We start from the raw sequence: 18,967 nt of genomic DNA on the forward strand, positions 1-18,967 counted from the left end.
AGCCCCCTCCCGATGACCCGCAAGACCAGCCTGATCGCCGCCGCCGTCGCTGTCGCACTCGGTGGTTCTCCGTTCGTTGCCGCCGCCCAGCAGGCCGGCACCGCCGCCAACACCCTGGATACGGTGATCGTCACCGGCACCCGCGTGGCCGACCGCACGGTCGCCGAATCGCAGTCGCCGATCGACATCATCACCCCCGAGATCCTGCAGTCCACCGGTACCGGTGAGCTGGCCACCGCGCTGTCGCGCGCGCTGCCGTCGCTGAACTTCCCGCGCCCCGCGCTGACCGACGGCACCAGCGGTGTGCGCCCGGCACAGCTGCGCGGCCTGTCGCCGGACCAGGTGCTGGTGCTGGTCAATGGCAAGCGCCGCCACACCTCGGCGATGATCAACGTCAACGGCAGCATCGGCCGCGGTTCGTCGGCGGTGGACATCAACGCGATTCCGATCGCCGCCATCGAGCGCGTCGAGGTGCTGCGTGACGGCGCCTCGGCACAGTACGGTTCGGATGCCATCGCCGGCGTCATCAACATCGTGCTGAAGGGCAGCGGCAGCGGTGGCAGCCTGGCCGTCGATTACGGCCAGTACTCGGCTGGCGACGGCAACAAGTACCAGCTGTCCGGCGATACCGGCGTGGAATTCGGCAACGGCCGTGGCCGCGTGCACGTGGCCGGCCAGATCAGCCAGCAGGACGAGAGCGACCGCGCCGGCCCCTATCGCGGCACCACGCCGAACACCGTCAACTACCCGTCCGTGGGCCAGACCACCTTCATCGTCGGCGACCCGCGCGTGGACGCCACTGCGGCGTCGGCCAATGCCAGCTTTGATTTCAGCGACCACGTGACCGGCTATGCGAGCGCGCTGCTCAGCAACCGCGACATCACCTCGTTCGCGTTCTACCGTTCGCGCAACCACAACGGACAGACCGCGCTGCTGGCGCAGACCTACCCCGACGGCTTCGTGCCGGAGATCAACCAGTACTCCAAGGACCGCTCGCTGGTGGCCGGGGTCAAAGGCAACACCGACAACGGCTGGACCTGGGACCTGAGCCTGAACCACGGCGAGAACACCCTGGATTTCCACACCCGCAACAGCATCAACTACAGCCTGGGCGCGACCAGCCCGCGTTCGTTCTACGACGGCACGCTGAAGTACCAGCAGGACATCTTCAACGCCGACCTGACCAAGTCGCTGGACTGGGGCCTGGCCTATCCGGTCACGCTGTCCTTCGGCGGTGAGTACCGCCGCGAGAAGTGGGACCAGAACCCGGGCGAGCTGAATTCCTACACCGGCACCGGTGCGCAGGGCTTCGGCGGCTTCACCCCGACCAACGAAGTGCATACCGACCGCCACAACTACGCAGTCTATGCGGGCCTGGAAGCGGACCTGAGCGAGAAGTTCTCCGCCGGTGTCACTGGTCGTTACGAGGATTATTCGGACTTCGGCGACCGCTTCTCCGGCAAGCTGTCGGCGCGCTATGCCTTCACCGACAAGGTGGCACTGCGTGCCACCGCCTCCAGCGGTTTCCGCGCACCGTCACTGGCCCAGCAGGGCTACCAGGCGGTGACCAGCCAGTTCCTCAACGGCGTGTTCGTTGAACGCGGCACCTTCCCGACCACCAGCCCGGCCGCACAGGCACTGGGCGCGTCGCCGCTGAAGGCCGAGACCTCCACCTCCTACAGCCTGGGCCTGGTGCTGCAGCCGGTGGATCGCCTGTACATCACCGTCGACGCGTACCAGATCGACATTGACGACCGCATCGCGTTGTCGTCCAGCATCAGCACCAATGCCGCCAGCAGCGCGCTGCTGACCACGCTCGGCCTGCCGCAGGTGACTGCGTTCTCGTACTTCACCAACGGCCTGGACACCCGCACCCGCGGCGTCGACTTCGTGTCCAGCTACACCGTGCCGTTCAGCGCCAGCAGCCTGGAACTGACCGCGGCCTACAGCTACAACGACACCGAAGTGCAGCGCGTGGGTGGCACGCCGGCGGTGTTCGGCACGCTGGGCCTGACCCAGTCGCTGATCGGCCGCGATGAAATCGGCCGCATCGAGGACAGTTATCCGCGTGACAAGACGATCCTGAGTGGCACCTGGCGTTCGGATCACTGGGAACTGGGCCTGGCGGCGACCCGCTACGGCGAGTTCACGGTGCGCAACTCGGCCACCGCCGCGCGCGACCAGACCTACGGCGACAAGTGGGTGCTGGATGCCTCGGCCAGCTACAAGCCGAGTGCGAACTGGACGCTGACGGTGGGCGCCGACAACCTGCTGGACGAGTACCCGGATCGCACCGAGGACCTGCAGAACTCGACCTTCGGCATGCTGCCGTACAGCAACTACTCGCCGTTCGGCTTCAATGGCGCGTATGTGTACGGGCGGATCAAGTACAACTGGTAAGCGGTAACGGGCGTGCCGGGCCCTGCCCGGCGGGTTCATCCGGGGTCAGATCCCTTTTCCTGCAGGAAAAGGGATCTGACCCTATTTGCTCTAAAGGTTTGCCGCATTTGGCTCATTAGGTGAAAATCGGGGCATCCCCCTGATTTCTGCGAGAGCCGATGCACCATGACACCGACCTGATCAACATCGTTGCCGTTGGTCTCGGGCTCGCCTTCATCTTCGGCGCGCTGGCCAACAAGCTCCGCTTGTCTCCTCTGGTCGGTTACCTGGTTGCTGGCATCTGCGTCGGGCCGTTCACGCCGGGCTTCGTTGCCGACCAGGCACTGGCCAACCAGCTGGCCGAACTGGGCGTGATGCTGCTGATGTTCGGCGTCGGCCTGCACTTCTCGCTGAAGGACCTGATGGCGGTCAAAGCCATCGCCATTCCCGGTGCCATCGGCCAGATCCTGGTCGCTACCCTGCTCGGCTGGGGCCTGGCGGCATTGATGGGCTGGCCGGTCATCCACGGCGTGGTGTTCGGTTTCGCGCTGGCCACGGCCAGTACCGTGGTGCTGCTGCGCGCGATGGAGGAGCGCCGCCTGCTGGAAACCCAGCGCGGCAAGATCGCGGTCGGCTGGTTGATCGTCGAGGACCTGGCCTGCGTGCTGGCACTGGTGATGATGCCGGTGATGGCCGGTGTGTTCGGGCCCGACGCGGCCAATGAACACCACACCCTCGGCAGCGTGCTGGCCAGCATCGGCTGGACGTTCGTGCAGCTGGGCCTGTTCGTGGCAGTGATGCTGGTGGTCGGCCGCCGGGTCATTCCGTGGATCCTGGAGCGCATTGCCGGTACCGGCTCGCGCGAACTGTTCACCCTGTCGGTGCTGGCGATCGCGCTGGGCGTGGCGTTCGGCTCGGCGATGCTGTTCGGTGTGTCCTTCGCGCTGGGCGCGTTCTTCGCCGGCATGCTGCTCAATGAATCGGAACTCAGCCACAAGGCGGCCAGCGATTCCCTGCCGCTGCGCGACGCGTTCGCGGTGCTGTTCTTCGTCTCGGTGGGCATGCTGTTCAATCCCGGCATCCTGATTGAGCACCCGTGGCAGGTGCTGGCCACCGCCGGCATCATCATGTTCGGCAAATCGGCGGCGGCGTTCTTCATCGTGCGCGCGTTCGGCCACCCCACCGGCACCGCGTTGACGATCTCGGCCAGCCTGGCGCAGATCGGCGAGTTCGCCTTCATCATTGCCGGCCTCGGCGTGACCCTGAAGATCCTGCCGCCGACCGGCCAGGCGCTGGTGCTGGCCGGCGCGCTGATCTCGATCATGCTCAACCCGCTGGTGTTCGGCCTGCTCGACCGCTGGCTGCTGAAGCACCAGGAAACCACGCCCACCGCGGTGGAGACCGAGCTGCCGCCGGGGCCGTCGCTGGACCTGCACGACCATGCCATCGTCATCGGCTATGGCCGCGTCGGCAGCGCGCTGGCGCAGGTGCTGCGCGACCGTGGCGTGCCGGTGATGATCATCGACGACAACAAGGAACACGTGGCCGAGGCGCATGCCGCCGGTCTGCCCGGCATCCGCGGCAGCGCCGCCTCGGACAAGGTGCTGGCCGAAGCCCATCCCGAGCGCGCGAAGATCGCGGTGCTGGCGATCCCGCAGCCGCTGGAAGCCGGTGAGACCTTGGCCAAGCTGCGTGCGATCAACCCCAACCTGACCCTGCTGGCGCGTGCGCACAGCGATGCCGAAGTGAAGCATCTGCTTGAACACGGTGCCGACGGCACGGTGATGGCCGAGCGCGAGCTGGCCTACTCGTTGGCGGAGATGGTGATGGCCACCCCGCCGTACCGCAGTCTTGGGCAGCACAGCATCCCGGTGGTGTGAGGGGGGTGCAGCAGGGCTGCGCCCTGCACCCGCCGAAACAACGGCAACGGCAACGGCAAAAGCTGGCATTCCGTGGGATGGCGGGGTGGGTCCGGTTGCGGGGGACGCTGCAAGTACGTCCATGTAAGCTCGGTCGCCGCATCCATGCGGCTCACGCCCCCGCAACCGGACCCACCCCGCCTTCGACAATTTCCCGCTGCTGTTGGTGGATGAACGATTTGGTAGGTGTCGACCTTGGTCGACACAGTAGATCCACGCCATGCGTGGATGGATCTCCATCGGAATCGAATATTTCGACAGTGCATCAAAATGCGTCCACGCACGGCGTGGATCTACCTGGGTTGGCTGCCCCCAAAAAAATCCCCGGCCGACCCGCATCGGCCGGGGATGATATCGCCACGCCCTTGGAGAGCGTCTCTACCGTAACGCTTTCCTGCAGTGGTGGTGATCGCCTCTGGCGATGACGACCAAGCCAGCAGGCATCAGGCGTCCGCCAATGCCTGTTCCAGGTCCGCGCGCAGATCGCCGATGTGCTCGATGCCGATCGACAGGCGCACGGTGTCCTCGCTGACCCCGGCCCTGGCCAGTTCGGCCGCATCCAGCTGGCGATGGGTGGTCGACGCAGGATGGGTGGCCAGTGACTTGGCATCGCCCAGGTTCACCAGCCGGGTGAACAGTTTCAGGGCATCGAGGAAGCGGGCGCCGGCAATGCGCCCACCCGGCACGCCGAAGGTCAGCACACCGGAGCCATGGCCGCCCAGATAACGCTGCGCCGCCGCGTGTTCGGGGTCGTCGGCCAGCCCGGCATAACGCACCCACGCCACCTTCGGATGCGCGCGCAGGTACTGCGCCACAGCCAGCGCATTGGCGTTGATCCGCTCCATGCGCAGCGCCAGGGTCTCGATGCCCTGCAGGATCAGGAAGGCGTTGAACGGTGACAACGCTGCGCCGGTATTGCGCAACGGCACTACCCGCGCACGGCCGATGTAGGCCGCCGCGCCGAGCGCTTCGGTATAGACCACGCCGTGATAGCTCGGATCGGGCTGGTTCAAGCGGGCGAAGCGTTGCGGCTGTGCCGTCCAGTCGAAGCGGCCGGAATCGACGATCGCCCCACCCAGGCTGGTGCCGTGGCCACCGAGGTACTTGGTGAGCGAGTGCACCACGATGTCGGCGCCATGTTCGAACGGGCGCAGCAGGAATGGCGTGGCCACCGTGTTGTCGACGATCAACGGCACGCCGGCCGCATGCGCGACCTCGGCGATGGCGGCGATGTCGGTGACGTTGCCGCGCGGGTTGCCGATCGATTCGACGAACACCGCCTTGGTGCGTTCATCGATCAGCGCGGCGAACGCGGACGGATCTGCCGGATCTGCGAAACGCGCCTGGATGCCGTACTGCGGCAGCGTGTGCGCCAGCAGGTTGAGGCTGCCGCCATACAGCGCGCTGGCAGCGACGATGTTGTCGCCGGCCTCGGCAATGGTCTGGATCGCATAGGTGATCGCGGCCTGCCCGGAAGCCAGTGCCAACGCGCCGATGCCCCCTTCCAGCGCCGCAACGCGCTGCTCCAGCACGTCGGTGGTGGGGTTCATGATGCGCGTATAGATGTTGCCCGGCACCTTCAGGTCGAACAGGTCCGCCCCGTGCTGGGTGTCATCGAATGCGTAGGCCACGGTCTGGTAGATCGGCACTGCCACCGCGCGGGTGGTCGGGTCGGGGCGGTAGCCGCCGTGCACGGCCAGGGTTTCCAGTTGCCACTGCGGATCGCTCATTGCGCCAGGCTCCATCCGGGGAAACGCCCACCATAGGCCAGCCATCGACCGCCATTGAGAGCCCCTGGCGATGACGCCAGTACCGGCGGTTATCAGGTTGCCCGGGATTCAGGCAGTCGTCATGGGCCATTGCTAGGCTTCGCCGCCGGGCCCTTCGCCCCGGACAAGGACGCCCTACCCATGCAGCCCTCCCCGTGGACTCCCGCCGCCGGCAACCCGACCCAGGTGCTGCTGGTCGAGGACGACCGCCGCCTGGCCGAGCTGGTCAGCGACTACCTGAGCGAACATGGATTTGCCGTGCAGCACGTGCCGCGTGGCGACCTGGCCAGCGCGGCCTGCCGCCAGCACGCGCCGGAACTGGTGGTGCTGGACCTGATGCTGCCTGGCCTCGGTGGCATCGACGTGTGCCGGCAGATCCGCAGCTTTTCCGACGTGCCGATCCTGATGCTGACGGCGTGCGAGGACGATATCGAACAGGTGCTGGGCCTGGAGTCCGGCGCCGATGACTACGTGCACAAGCCGATCGAGCCGCGCCTGCTGCTGGCGCGCCTGCGCGCGCTGCTGCGCCGTCGCCATGGCAGCGGTCCTGCCGGGGTGCCGTGCAGGCTGATGCATGGCGAGTTGCTGATCGATCGCGTGCAGCGCGAGGTCCACCTGCATGGGCAGCCCGTAGAGCTGGGCACCACCGAATTCGAGATCCTCTGGCTGCTGGCCAGCCAGCCCGGGCAGATCCTCTCGCGCGACCAGATCCTGCAGGCGGCGCGCGGCATCGGTTTCGATGGCCTGGACCGCAGCGTGGATGTCTGCATCGGCAAGCTGCGCCGCAAGCTGGGCGATGACGCGCGCGAACCGCGCCGGATCAAGACCGTGTGGGGCCGCGGTTACCAGTTCAACCCCTCGGCCTGGTCGGCGTGAAGCGCCTGTTCCTGTGGTTGTGGTTCGTCACCGGCGGCTGCCTGCTGGTGTCGGTGTTCAGCCTCAACCACCTGTTGGACCGCATCTACACGCCCCTGCAGGAACGAGTCTTCGTCGAACAGGTGCGCGGACAGGTGTATGCGCTGCGTAGCGGACTGGCCGGCTTGGACCGCCAGCAGCAACAGCAGCGCCTGCTGCAGTGGCAGCCGCATTACGGCATTGCGCTGTCACTGCTGGATGCACCGCCCGTGCTCGATGACCAAGAGCGCAGTGCCCTGCGCGGGGACGGCTTCATCGTCCGTGAGCGCTACCAGCAGGTGCTGCTGCCCATCGAGGGGACTGACGGACGCTGGCTGCAGCTGCGCCTTCCCGGCGAGGTGCAGATGACCCTGTACATGACCGCCGCCGCCTACCTGTGCATCCTGCTGCTGGTCGGCGCCTGCCTGTATGCCTGGGTACGCCTGCTGTGGCGCGACCTGGAAGCGCTGCGCGGTCATGCCGATCGCATCGGTGCCGGCGACCTGCAGGCACGTGCGCAGGTATCACCACGCTCGCAGATCCGGGTCATCGTCGAGCATTCCAACCGCATGGCCGCGCGCGTGGCCGAACTGGTGCAACGGCAGCGCGATCTTACCCATGCCATTTCCCACGAGCTGCGCACGCCGATCGCACGCCTGGCCTTCGGCCTGGATCTGATGCAGGACAGCAACGACCCGGCGCGGCGGGCACACCTCGCTGCCGGCCTGCATGGTGATCTGGCCGAGCTCAACCGGTTGGTCAGCGAACTGCTGGCCTATGAGCGTCTGGAGCATCCCAACGACGCCGAGCCCATGCAGCGGATCGAGGCGAATGACTGGCTGCAGGCCTGCATGGAAGACGCACGGCGCGATGCCGAGCGCGCGGGCCTGGTGCTGCAGGTCTGGCCCAGCGCGCTGCCACGCGTGGATGCCGAGCCACGCCTGCTGCAGCTGGCCCTGAGCAACCTGGTCGGCAACGCGATGCGCTATGCACGCACCCGTGTGGAGGTGTCACTGGTCAGCGTGGCCGGCAAGGCCTGCCTGCGCGTGGATGACGATGGCCCCGGCATTGCCGAAGGCGATCGCGAGAAGGTGTTGCGCCCGTTCACCCGTCTGGATGACAGCCGCAGCCGCGACACCGGCGGCTTTGGTCTTGGCCTGGCCATCGCCGGGCGCATCGCGGTTCGTCACCACGGCGAGCTGCGCGTGGGACGCGCGACCCTGGGCGGTGCACGCCTGGAAATGCACTGGCCACTGGCTGCCAGCTGAACGCCACGGGCCGCGCTTACAGTTGCTTACAACTCCCGCACAACTGCGGACGGATTGGTCGGTGGCATCCCGCCACGCTGTCGACCCAGCAGCACGCGCCGGATGCGCGCACTGCATTTCCTCCCACCGTAGAGAGTTGCCATGTCCCACCGTCGCCGTTTCCCCACCCTGCTCGGCCTGGCCCTGCTGCCCTTGTTCGCAACGTCCACAGCGCATGCCAAGGAGGATCGATGGACCTTCGAGCTGGCCGCCGGTGGCGGCGTTGCCCCGCGCTACAGCGGCAGCGAGGAATTCCAGGCCGCACCGACGCTGTCGTTCGACGTGACTTCGCCGGGCGGCTGGTTTCTGGGTACCAGCGGTGCGGGTTGGGGCACGGCGATCGGCGAACACACCCGCGTGCGTGCCTACGTCGGCGGCAGCGGCAGCCGACGGGAGAAGAACTCGATCCTCGGCGGCTCGGACTTCCTGCGAGGCATGGGTGATATCGATACCCGGCCCCTGGTCGGCCTGGCGGCTGGCTATACGCTGGGCGAGGCGGTGTTGAGTGGTTCCTGGCAATACACGATGAAAGACGACGACAAGGGCGACAACGGCCTTGCCACCCAGCAGATCCACCTGAACCTGGAGATGCCGCTGTTCGATCTGGCCGGTGGCGTGGTCAGCGGCAGCGTCTCCACCGACTACGGCAACCGCGGCTATATGCAGACCTGGTACGGCGTCAGCCCCGACCAGGCCGCTCGCACCGGGTTCGCCCAGCACAAGCCCAAGGCCGGCCTGGTCAGCGCCGGGCTGGGCATGAAATGGAGCCATCGCGCTGGTCGCAACGGCAACTGGTACATCGCCGTGGAAGGCACCCGCCTGCTCGCCGACGCCGCCGACAGCCCGATCGTGCAGAAGGCCAACCAGTTCGGGTTGATGACCGGGTATACGCACCGGTTCTGAGCATGGCCGGCGAGCGCCGGACACCGACGTTCGCGCTGGCAAAGAGACGGGGCGCTGCGATCATGCAGCGCCCCGTGGCACGCATCAGGCCTTGGCGAACACCAGATGGCCGCCGTCGTTGCCCACTTCGATGGTATCGCCGTTGACGAACGCACCGGACAGGATCTTCTGCGCCAGCGGGTTTTCCAGCTGTGCCTGGATCGCACGCTTCAGCGGACGCGCACCGTAGACCGGATCGAAGCCGACGTTGCCGAGCAGATCGAACGCTGCATCGGACACCACCAGCTTCAGGCCACGCTCGGCCAGGCGCTTTTCCAGGCCACGCATCTGGATGCGCGCGATCTGCTTGATCTGCTGCTTGTCCAGCGGATGGAACACCACGATGTCATCCAACCGGTTGATGAACTCCGGACGGAAGTGCGCCTGCACCACGCCCATCACCGCCGCCTTCATCTGCGTGTAGGCTTCCGGCGTGTCATCGCCACTCATGTCCTGGATCTGGTGCGAGCCCAGGTTGGAGGTCATCACGATGACGGTATTGCGGAAGTCCACCGTGCGGCCCTGGCCATCGGTTAGGCGACCGTCGTCCAGTACCTGCAGCAGGATGTTGAACACATCCGGATGCGCCTTTTCCACCTCGTCCAGCAGGATCAGCGAATACGGGCGACGGCGCACGGCCTCGGTGAGGTAACCGCCTTCCTCATAGCCTACGTAGCCGGGGGGCGCACCGATCAGGCGGGCGACGCTGTGCTTCTCCATGAACTCGCTCATGTCGATGCGGATCATCGCGTCGGCGCTGTCGAACAGGAACTCGGCCAGCGATTTGCACAGTTCGGTCTTGCCCACGCCGGTCGGGCCCAGGAACAGGAACGATCCCCCCGGTCGATTCGGATCGGACAAGCCAGCGCGCGAACGCCGCACCGCGTCGGACACCACCTTGATCGCCTCTTCCTGTCCGACCACGCGGTTGTGCAGCACCTCTTCCATGCGCAGCAGCTTGTCACGCTCGCCTTCGAGCATCTTGTTGACCGGGATGCCGGTCCAGCGCGAGACGACCTCGGCGATCTCCTCGTCGGTGACACGGTCCTGCACCAGTTTGAAGTCGTGGTTCTCCACTTCCTGGGCGGCAGCCAGCTGCTTTTCCAGCTGCGGCAGCACGCCATACTGGATCTCGCTCATGCGCGCGAAATCCTGCCGGCGCTGGGCCGACTCCAGTTCAACCTTGGCCTGCTCGACCTGTTCCTTGATCTTGGTCGTGCCCTGCAGCGCGGCCTTCTCCGACTTCCAGACTTCGTTGAGATCGGAGAACTCGCGCTCCAGCGCATCGATATCGTTTTCCAGATCGGCCAGGCGCTGCCGCGAAGCGTCGTCCTTTTCCTTCTTCAGCATCTCGCGCTGGATCTTCAGCTGGATCAGGCGACGTTCCAGCCGGTCCAGTTCCTCCGGCTTGGAATCGATCTCCATGCGCAGCCGTGAAGCGGCCTCGTCCATCAGGTCGATGGCCTTGTCCGGCAACTGGCGGTCGGTGATGTAGCGGTTGGACAGGGTGGCCGCAGCGACGATGGCCGGGTCGGTGATCTCCACCCCGTGGTGCACCGCGTACTTTTCCTTCAGGCCGCGCAGGATCGCGATGGTGTCCTCCACCGTCGGCTCGCCCACGAAGACTTTCTGGAAGCGGCGCTCCAGCGCGGCATCCTTCTCGATGTACTTGCGGTACTCGTCCAGCGTTGTCGCACCGACGCAGTGCAGTTCACCGCGCGCGAGTGCCGGCTTGAGCATGTTGCCGGCATCCATCGCACCGTCGGCCTTGCCCGCGCCTACCATGGTGTGCAGCTCGTCGATGAACAGGATGATCTGCCCTTCGCTCTTGGCCAGATCGTTGAGCACGCCCTTCAGGCGTTCTTCGAATTCACCGCGGAACTTCGCGCCGGCGATCAGCGCGCCCATGTCCAGCGACAGCACGCGCTTGCCGCGCAGGCCTTCAGGCACTTCGTCATTGATGATGCGCTGGGCCAGGCCTTCGACGATCGCGGTCTTGCCCACGCCGGGTTCGCCGATCAGCACCGGGTTGTTCTTGGTGCGACGCTGCAGCACCTGGATGGTGCGGCGGATTTCTTCATCGCGACCGATCACCGGGTCGAGCTTGCCGCTCTCGGCGCGTGCGGTCAGGTCGATGGTGTATTTCTCCAGCGCCTGCCGCTGCTCTTCGGCGTTCTCCGACTGCACGTTCTCGCCGCCACGCAGCTTGTCGATGGCGGTCTGCAGGCGCGCCTTGTCGGCACCGGCAGCGCGCATCGCCATGCCCAGCGTGCCGCCGTCTTCCAGCGCGGCCAGCACGAACCACTCGCTGGCGATGAAGGCATCACCGTTCTGTTGGGCCAGCTTGTCGGTGTGGTTGAGCAGGCGGTTGAGGTCGTTGCCGATCGACAGGTTGCCGGCCTGGCCGGACACCTTCGGCAGCGCTTCAAGCGCCTCGTCCAGGCGTTCGCGCAGCACCGGCACGTTGACGCCGGCCTGGGCCAGCAGCGGCCGGGTGCTGCCCCCCTGCTGGTCCAGCAGGGCACTGAACACGTGCACCGGTTCGATGATGCTGTTGTCGCGGCCTACCGCCAGCGACTGCGCGTCTGCCAGCGCCTGCTGGAAACGCGAGGTGAGCTTGTCCATCCGCATTGCGAAACCTCATCGGTCATCTTGGCCGGCCCGCGCCGGCGATGCTGGAAAGATGCGGTTGCCCCACCCCGTTTCAAGGGTGGCTGCGACTGCATTCGAAGGCCAGTCAGCCTGTGGCCAGCATGCCGGAAGCGGTGTTGTCGGCGCGTTGATCCGGATCAGAACCGCACGCTGGAGGCCTCAATGGGTGATCGCGGCCCGGATCGCCCGCAGCTGCTGCTTGACCGCCCGCGCCTGCGCCACGTCCATGCGCAGCAAGGCCTTCTGCCCGATCGAGCGCGACTGCAGGGTGGCATCGGCGAAGCGGTAGCGGCCGCGCTCATCGCGCTGCAGCAGTGGCGCCTGGGCCAGCTCCGGGGTGTCCAGCAGGTGGTCGATCACCGTTACCAGGCGATCATTGAAATACCCGTCAGGACGGCCCAGATCGACATACGCCTGCTGGATCAACGGATAGAAGCGCTTGTACGCGTGGGTCGCCGCCGCCGGGTCGAGCGCAGTGAAGGCCTGCACATAGGGCGCATAGCGCGCTGCATTGGCCGCGGCGATGCGTTCGCCGCCCTCGCCCGGCTCCACCCGCAGGCTGCCCGGTAGCGGCCGGAAGGCCAGCGCGGTAGGGGCACACTGGCCTTGTCCAGGTTGTCCACCTGGGTGACCAGGCGCTGGATCAGGTGATCGCGCAGCAGCGCAGTCAACGCGCCCTCGCCCTTGAACAGTTCGCTCAATGTGCTCCAGGCGGCGGCATCGCTGTCGGCCAGGTTCGGCAACGCAGGGTCGGCGGCGGCCTCGGAATCCAGCGGATGCTTGATCGGAGAGGGCGCGGGTTCCTGCGTAGCAGCAGGCTTCGGTACGGCGACTGCCGAGGTCGGCGCGGATTGCTCCGGCACCGCTACGCCATCTGCCAGGTGCTGCAACTGGTCGCGGAACAACCACGTGCCCGCGCCGCCCACCACCACCACGCCAAGAACCCAGGGCCAGACCACTTTTCCACTCTGCATGATGCAGAACCTCGCTTTTCACCTGCATGGACAAGGTGTGACTGTCCTGATTCGGCGGGGTTCCCCAGCCATTCCGCTGCCGTTGTGGTTCACGCCTGCTTTGCGCGGTACGCGCGACCCTGCTGTTCCTGTTGGGTGGAGAAGCCTTCATGCAGTACGCGCTGTACTACTGGACCGGCATCCAGGGCCGTGGCGAATTCGTGCGGCTGGCGCTGGAAGATGCCGGCGCCGATTACGTGGACATGGCGCGTGTGCACGGCGACGCCGTGATGCAGCCGTTCCTCGATGGCCACAGCGAAGGTGCGCAACCTTTCGCGCCACCGTTCCTGAAGGCGGGGCGACAGGTCATCGCGCAGGTCGCGGCCATTCTCGATTTCCTCGGCCCGACGCTGGATCTGGTTCCGCAGGCCGCCTCGCGGCGCATGCAGGCGCTGCAGTTGCAGCTGACCATCGCCGATCTGGTGGCCGAAGTGCACGACACCCACCATCCGATCGCCGCGTCGAAGTACTACGAAGACCAGAAGACCGAGGCCAGGGCGCGTGCGGCAGCGATGCGCGATGAGCGCCTGCCGAAATTCCTTGGCTACTTCGAGCAGGTGCTGAAGGCCAATGGCGGTCGCCACCCGCTGCGCGAACACTCCTACGTGGACCTGTCGCTGTTCCAGTTGCTGAGCGGGCTGGACTATATGTTCCCACGCCGCATGCAGGCGCTGTGGCCGACGTTGCCACTGCTGCGCGCGCTGAAGGACCGGGTGGAACAACGGCCCGGCATCGCCGCCTATCTCGCTTCGGAGCGGCGGCTGCCCTTCAACACCAACGGTATCTTCCGGCATTACCCGGAACTGGATGGCGAGAAGTAGCGCCGGGCCATGCCCGGCGGCAGCGCAACCCAACGCCGGGCATGGCCCGGCGCTACCGGTCAATGGGCGTTTTCAGCCAGCGGCTTCACCGCCTGCTTCTGCAGCGACAGCAGCCCCAGCAGGATGGCCAGCGCCACATAGGCACCGGCGAACTGCCAGCTGATGACGCGGGCCAGGCCCTGCAGATCCCACGGCAGGTAGATGCCGCCGCGCGGATCCACCGAATGGATCAGGCCGAACAGGGTGAGCACCGCCGCCACCAGCAGGAAGCCGCAGGCGCGGCGCAGACGGCCATCGACCATCGCTGCGACGGTGGCGATCCACAGCATCGAAGTGATGATGAAGCCGTTGCCCAGCGCGAAGATCACCGCCAGCTCCGGCAGGCCGTGGCCATCGACGTGGGTCAGCAGCGCGCCCATCTGCTCGGCCGGAATCCAGCCCGGCGCCTTGATCGCCAGCAGGTAGGCCGCCGACGGCAGGAAGCCCAGCACCATCGCCCCGGCATGCTGGCGCGGGGTGGCCTGGAACGCCTGGGTGGTGATGTCGATCGACACGTACACGATGATCGGCGCCAATACCGCCAGCGGCAGCCACTGCACCAGCCCGGAAATGATGCCGAGCATGCCGCCGATGCCGACGAACAGGCCGGTCAGCAGCGTGTAGCCGCTGCGCGCGCCCATGTGCTTGTAGGCCGGCTGGCCGATGTACGGGGTGGTCTGCGCAACGCCACCGCAGACGCCGGCGACCAGCGTGGCCACCGCCTCCACCAGCAGGATGTCGCGGGTGCGGTAGTCATCGCCGGCCGCGCGCGCGCTTTCGGATACGTTGATGCCACCGACCACCATCAGCAGGCCGAACGGCAACAGCAGCGGCAGGTAGGTCATCGCGGTCGGCAGGCCCTCGATGAAGCCCAGCGTCGGCAGCGGCAGCACCACCTGCGGCGGCACCCAGGCAGGAATCTGGAAGCCGGGCACACCCAGGCCGGCCAGGCCGAGCCCGTAATACAGCACGGTGCCGAACACGAAGGCCAGCAGCACACCGGGGCCGCGCAGCGGCAGCTTGCCCTTGGCGATCAGCACGTACAGCAGCAGGCCCAGCGTGGTGAAGCCCACCAGCGGCGAGCGCAGGGTTTCCAGCAAGGGCAGCAGGCCCATCAGCACCAGTGCGATGCCCGCGATGGAACCCAGCAGCGCAGCGCGCGGCAGCGCGCGGGTTACCGCTTCACCGAAGAAGGACAGGATCAGCTTGAGCACGCCCATGATGACCAGCGACGCCATGCCCAGCTGCCAGGTGGCGATGGCGGCGGCATGCGGGTCCAGGCCCTGCTGCTTGAAGGCCAGGAAGGCCGGGCCCAGCACCAGCAGCGCCATGCCGATGCTGGTCGGCGCATCCAGGCCCAGCGGCATGGCGGTTACGTCGTCGCGCCCGGTACGCGCGGCCAGGCGCCGTGCCATCAGGGTGTACAGCAGGTTGCCGACCAGCACGCCCAGGGCAGTGCCGGGGAACATGCGGCCGAAGACCACGTCGGCGGGGAACTGGAACATCCCGACCAGGGCCATGGCGATGAAACCGAGGATGGAGAGGTTGTCGACGACCAGGCCGAAGAAGCCATTGAAGTCGCCAGCGACGAACCAGCGGCGCGGCGCGGTGGAAGCGGGAGCGGACATGGAAGGGGCGGTGGGGGTGGGGACCGCCGATGGTAGGCCCAGCGGGGCCGGCGCGCCAATTCCCGAGTGGAATGATGGGTTCCAGCCAACGGCGGAGCCCCTAGTGGTTGGTCGCTGAAAGCAGCCTATCGGAGTGGGTCGTGCGGGGTGGGCTGCGCAGGACACGCCGTAAACCCGTCCATGGGGGCTCGATGGCGCCATCCATGGCGCCAACGGTCCTGCGCAGCCCACCCCGCCCGGCCACGGACAGTTTCCTGCGGGCGCCAGCCACGGAAGAGAATCAAAAGATCAAAAGCAGAAGCCGGTCGCTGCGCTCTCAGGCGCCGGATCGCAGGCATCTGCGTGGTTGCCGGCCAGCGGCCGGCACTACCGACAGACATCCACGCATGGCGTGGATCTACTGTGTCGACCAAGGTCCCACTAGCAACAGGCCATGCCATTCCAACAGATCGCGGAAATCTGTCGAAGGCGGGGTGGGTCCGGTTGCGGGGGTGTCCGCGGCATGGATGCCGCGGCCAAGCCCCCAAGGGTGAGGGCGCTTTGCTTGCGAAGCACTGCTTCGCAAGCGCCCGAACGCACAGCCGCAAGCGGCTGGGCCGGTCTGGGGGTTTACGGCGTCCCCCGCAGCCGGACCCACCCCGCCATCCCACGGAATTCCCGCTGTTGCTGTTGCTTCGGCTGTTGCTCTGGCCTCGGCGGGTGCAGGGCGCAGCCCTGCATCAGACCCCAACCCTCACTTTTTCAGGAAGTTGTCCACCAGCAGATGCTTCACGTCGTCGATGCGACCACTCAGTACCGCCTTGGCCGCATACAACGCCGTGCCTGCCACCTGCTTGGCCTCGATCTGCGGCGGCATCACCAGCTCCGCGCGACTGGTGTGTACATCCAGCAGCGCCGGCCCACGCTGGGCCAGGAAATCCTGCACCGCTTCTTCCAGGTCCTCGCTGCGGGTCACCGTGCGGCCATGGAAGCCGATCACCTCGGCCAACCGCCCGAAATCCGGATTCTTCAGGTCGGTGTAGTTGTCCAGCAGCCCTTCCACCTTCTGCTCCAGCTCGACGAAATTCAGCGAGCCGTTGTTGAACACCACCACCTTGATCGGAAGATTCTCCTGCACCGCGGTCAGCAGGTCGCCCAGCAACATCGCCAACCCACCATCGCCGGACAACGAAATCACCTGCCGCCCCGGGAAGGCCTTCTGCAGACCCAGCGCCTGCGGCATCGCGTTGGCCATCGTCCCGTGCAGCAGGCTGGTCAGCGTGCGACGCCGGCCGTTCACCCGGATGTGCCGCAGCACCCACACCATCGGCGAGCCACCATCCGCAGTGAACAGCGCATCGTCGGTAGCGTACTTCGACAGCAGCGCGGTCAGGTGCTGCGGATGGATCAGTTCGCCCTCACCCGGCTGCTCCTCCTGCTCGCGCTTCTTCAGCGCCTTGTCGCGGTGCTCGATGCATTCGTCCAGAAAACTGCTGTCTTCGCGCGGGGGCAGCATCGGCAGCAGCGCGTCCAGCGTCGGTGCGATATCACCGACCACGCCCAGGTTCACCGGATGGCGGCGACCGAGGTGGCTGCCGTCGCGGTCGACCTGGATGATCGTGGCCTTGTCCGGATAGAACTGGCCCCAGGCGAAATCCGCGCCGAGCAGCAGCAACGTGTCGCACTCCATCAAGGTGTGGAACCCGGATTCGATGCCGAAGACTCCGGTCATGCCCATGTTGTACGGGTTGTCCGGTTCGACGAAGTCCTTCGCACGCGATGTATGCGCCACCGGTGCCTGCAGGCGCCGCGCCAGTTCCAGCAGCTGCGCATGTGCCCCCTGGCAACCGGCGCCGGCATAGATGCCGATACGCTTGCCCTGCCCCAGCAGTTCGGCGATGTGCTGCAGCTCGGCCTCGGAGGGGCGCAGCACCGGCTGGGTGTAATGCACCGAGAACGGCACATCGTGCTTCACTTCCGCTTCGCTGATGTCGGCCGGCAGGATCACCACCGCCACACCGCGGCGGCTGATCGCCGCCTGGCAGGCCAGCGCCACCACGCGCCGTGCCTGGGCCGGGCTGTGCACCTGCTCGCAGAACACGGTGCAGCTGCCGTACACCGCCTTGAAATCCACTTCCTGCGGGAACTCCATGCCCAGTTCGCTGGTGACCACCTGGCTGGCGATCAGCACCATCGGCGCGCGGTTGCGGTTGCTCTCGAAGATGCCGTTGATGAAGTGCAGACCGCCAGGACCGCACGAACCCGCGCAGGCGGTCAGCTGGCCACTGATCAATGAATCGGCACCGGCCGCGAACGCCGCGACCTCTTCATGGCGGACATGCACCCACTCGATCTCACTGCGATGCAGTGCGTCGGTGACATGGTTCAGGGTGTCGCCGACGATGCCATAACAACGGCGGACGCCCGCCTGCTGCAGGGTATCGACGACGATCTCGGCAACGCGCTTGCTCATGGGACTACAGCCTTGCAAGGGGGAACCCCGAGGCTAGTCCCGATGAAGTGATGCTCCCGTGGGCAAGAGGCCGATCGCCTTGTCGTGCAAACTCCGGGCAGGGCTGCCGTCAATCGTTGACGTTGATCCACCCCGTCACCGCGCCGCGCTTCGGGTTGCGATAACGCACCTGCAGCCAACCATCCTGCTCATCCAGCATCTCCACGCGATCACCCTGCACCAGGTAGCGCTGCGTGCTCGATGCACCAGGGCGGTCGAACAGCAACAGGCGCATGGGCACTACACGGGCTGCCAATGGCACCAATGGCCTACCGTTGTCAGGCACGGAAAGACCATCGTTGATGGCCCGCTCAAGAATCTCTGCGGCAGGCGAGTGGCTGCTCCAGACGGCAAGTGGACCACCAAATCGCCTCGGCTCCAAGCTCAGCACTTTCCCATCCAACGTAGGCAACGTGAGCATACGCTCGGACCGGAACAGGTACAGTGCTCCACCGGAAGGCCGGTACACATCGGTACGCCAGATTGAACTCCGGCAACGGCTACGGAGCACCTGCTGATCGGAGTCCAGTTCGATCAATCCGAACTCTCCGCAACTCCGATCAGCCTTACGGATGACGGGCATTTTTACGAACTCGCCAAGCCCCAGGTCGAACCGATAGACCGCCGTTGAATAATTGACCATTCCAACGGGGACCTGCACCACCAGGTCGAGGCGGCCGTCGAAGTCCACATCCAAAGCGCTCAGCTCTATTTCCAGGCCGGGCGACTCGGATCCAGCGCGAGCCAGGTGCTGTTTCGCGCCCGAGGGAAGGTGGACCTGGATGTGCCCATCTTGGTGATGGACAACCTTTACAAGCATTCTTGGTGCAACTTCGAACGAAAGCTGGGTTTGTTCCACGATTGGCTTCGGCCTGGCCTCACCGGGCTGCGATAGGCCAACCTGCAGGAGAATCAGACAGAGTATTGCCGCAATGGACCGCGAATTTCCTTGTTCACGTAACCGCCTCAGGTGTGTCAGCACATCGATGATCAACGTTTTCCTCCACCCACGCAGAACCGGGCTTGTCAGCCGATTCGATCATCGTGTGACGCAGAGTCATGCGATTCCATGCAAGAAATCCGAAATTTGTTGCAGACTCGAGGGAAGGTTCG

The 18,967-nt window shown here is 66.1% G+C and carries 11 protein-coding genes and 1 pseudogene; 6 read left to right on the plus strand and 6 right to left on the minus strand.

The window, feature by feature from the left end; genetic code table 11:
- The first annotated feature begins 12 nt into the window (after positions 1–12).
- Together CLM74_RS16735 and ybaL are read left to right on the plus strand one after the other, a co-directional pair.
- The gene (locus CLM74_RS16735) at positions 13–2,400 is read left to right on the plus strand and encodes a TonB-dependent receptor (protein WP_025874690.1); all 2,388 of its coding nucleotides are present in this window, start codon (positions 13–15) and stop codon (positions 2,398–2,400) included.
- A 158-nt stretch (positions 2,401–2,558) separates the two neighbouring features.
- Positions 2,559–4,259, plus strand: a complete 1,701-nt coding sequence (ybaL, locus tag CLM74_RS16740; protein WP_025874691.1) for a YbaL family putative K(+) efflux transporter — start codon at positions 2,559–2,561, stop codon at positions 4,257–4,259.
- Between the two features lie 482 nt (positions 4,260–4,741).
- On the opposite strand, the gene CLM74_RS16750 is transcribed toward ybaL, so the two are convergent.
- Complete coding sequence (locus CLM74_RS16750; protein WP_105164546.1) at positions 4,742–6,028, minus strand: aminotransferase class V-fold PLP-dependent enzyme; 1,287 nt, start codon at positions 6,026–6,028, stop codon at positions 4,742–4,744.
- Positions 6,029–6,208: 180 nt separating this feature from the next.
- Between CLM74_RS16750 and CLM74_RS16755 the strand changes: the two genes are divergently transcribed.
- The 3 genes from CLM74_RS16755 to CLM74_RS16765 all read left to right on the plus strand — a co-directional run bounded on the left by CLM74_RS16755 (position 6,209) and on the right by CLM74_RS16765 (position 9,171).
- Complete coding sequence (locus CLM74_RS16755; RefSeq protein WP_025874693.1) at positions 6,209–6,943, plus strand: response regulator transcription factor; 735 nt, start codon at positions 6,209–6,211, stop codon at positions 6,941–6,943.
- On the plus strand, positions 6,940–8,229 hold the full coding sequence (locus tag CLM74_RS16760) for an ATP-binding protein (RefSeq protein WP_105164547.1): 1,290 nt from the start codon (positions 6,940–6,942) through the stop codon (positions 8,227–8,229). Before CLM74_RS16755 ends, CLM74_RS16760 begins: the two co-directional genes overlap by 4 nt.
- Positions 8,230–8,370: 141 nt before the next feature.
- Positions 8,371–9,171: a MipA/OmpV family protein gene (locus CLM74_RS16765; protein ID WP_105164548.1), complete on the plus strand. Its 801-nt coding sequence runs from the start codon at positions 8,371–8,373 to the stop codon at positions 9,169–9,171.
- 84 nt (positions 9,172–9,255) lie between these two features.
- Here the strand turns inward: CLM74_RS16765 and clpB are convergent, their stop codons facing one another.
- Together clpB and CLM74_RS16775 are read right to left on the minus strand one after the other, a co-directional pair.
- A complete protein-coding gene (clpB, locus tag CLM74_RS16770; RefSeq protein ID WP_032975152.1) occupies positions 9,256–11,841 on the minus strand; it encodes an ATP-dependent chaperone ClpB in 2,586 nt (861 codons plus the stop codon).
- Positions 11,842–12,021: 180 nt separating this feature from the next.
- Positions 12,022–12,836: pseudogene (locus tag CLM74_RS16775) on the minus strand (DUF3014 domain-containing protein).
- 149 nt (positions 12,837–12,985) lie between these two features.
- Between CLM74_RS16775 and CLM74_RS16780 the strand changes: the two are divergent.
- Positions 12,986–13,696, plus strand: a complete 711-nt coding sequence (locus tag CLM74_RS16780; protein WP_105164549.1) for a glutathione S-transferase — start codon at positions 12,986–12,988, stop codon at positions 13,694–13,696.
- A gap of 59 nt (positions 13,697–13,755) precedes the next feature.
- Here CLM74_RS16780 and CLM74_RS16785 read toward each other — a convergent pair whose 3' ends face one another.
- The 3 genes from CLM74_RS16785 to CLM74_RS16795 all read right to left on the minus strand — a co-directional run bounded on the left by CLM74_RS16785 (position 13,756) and on the right by CLM74_RS16795 (position 18,848).
- The gene (locus CLM74_RS16785; RefSeq protein WP_032975155.1) at positions 13,756–15,363 is read right to left on the minus strand and encodes a membrane protein; all 1,608 of its coding nucleotides are present in this window, start codon (positions 15,361–15,363) and stop codon (positions 13,756–13,758) included.
- A gap of 733 nt (positions 15,364–16,096) precedes the next feature.
- Entirely contained in the window at positions 16,097–17,815 is a 1,719-nt protein-coding gene (locus tag CLM74_RS16790) for a thiamine pyrophosphate-dependent enzyme (RefSeq protein WP_025874311.1), read from the minus strand.
- A 109-nt stretch (positions 17,816–17,924) separates the two neighbouring features.
- A complete protein-coding gene (locus CLM74_RS16795; RefSeq protein ID WP_158684161.1) occupies positions 17,925–18,848 on the minus strand; it encodes an SH3 domain-containing protein in 924 nt (307 codons plus the stop codon).
- Between the last annotated feature and the right edge of the window lie 119 nt (positions 18,849–18,967).

It is taken from the genome of Stenotrophomonas sp. MYb57 (genome assembly GCF_002966815.1).
Lineage (GTDB): Bacteria > Pseudomonadota > Gammaproteobacteria > Xanthomonadales > Xanthomonadaceae > Stenotrophomonas > Stenotrophomonas indicatrix.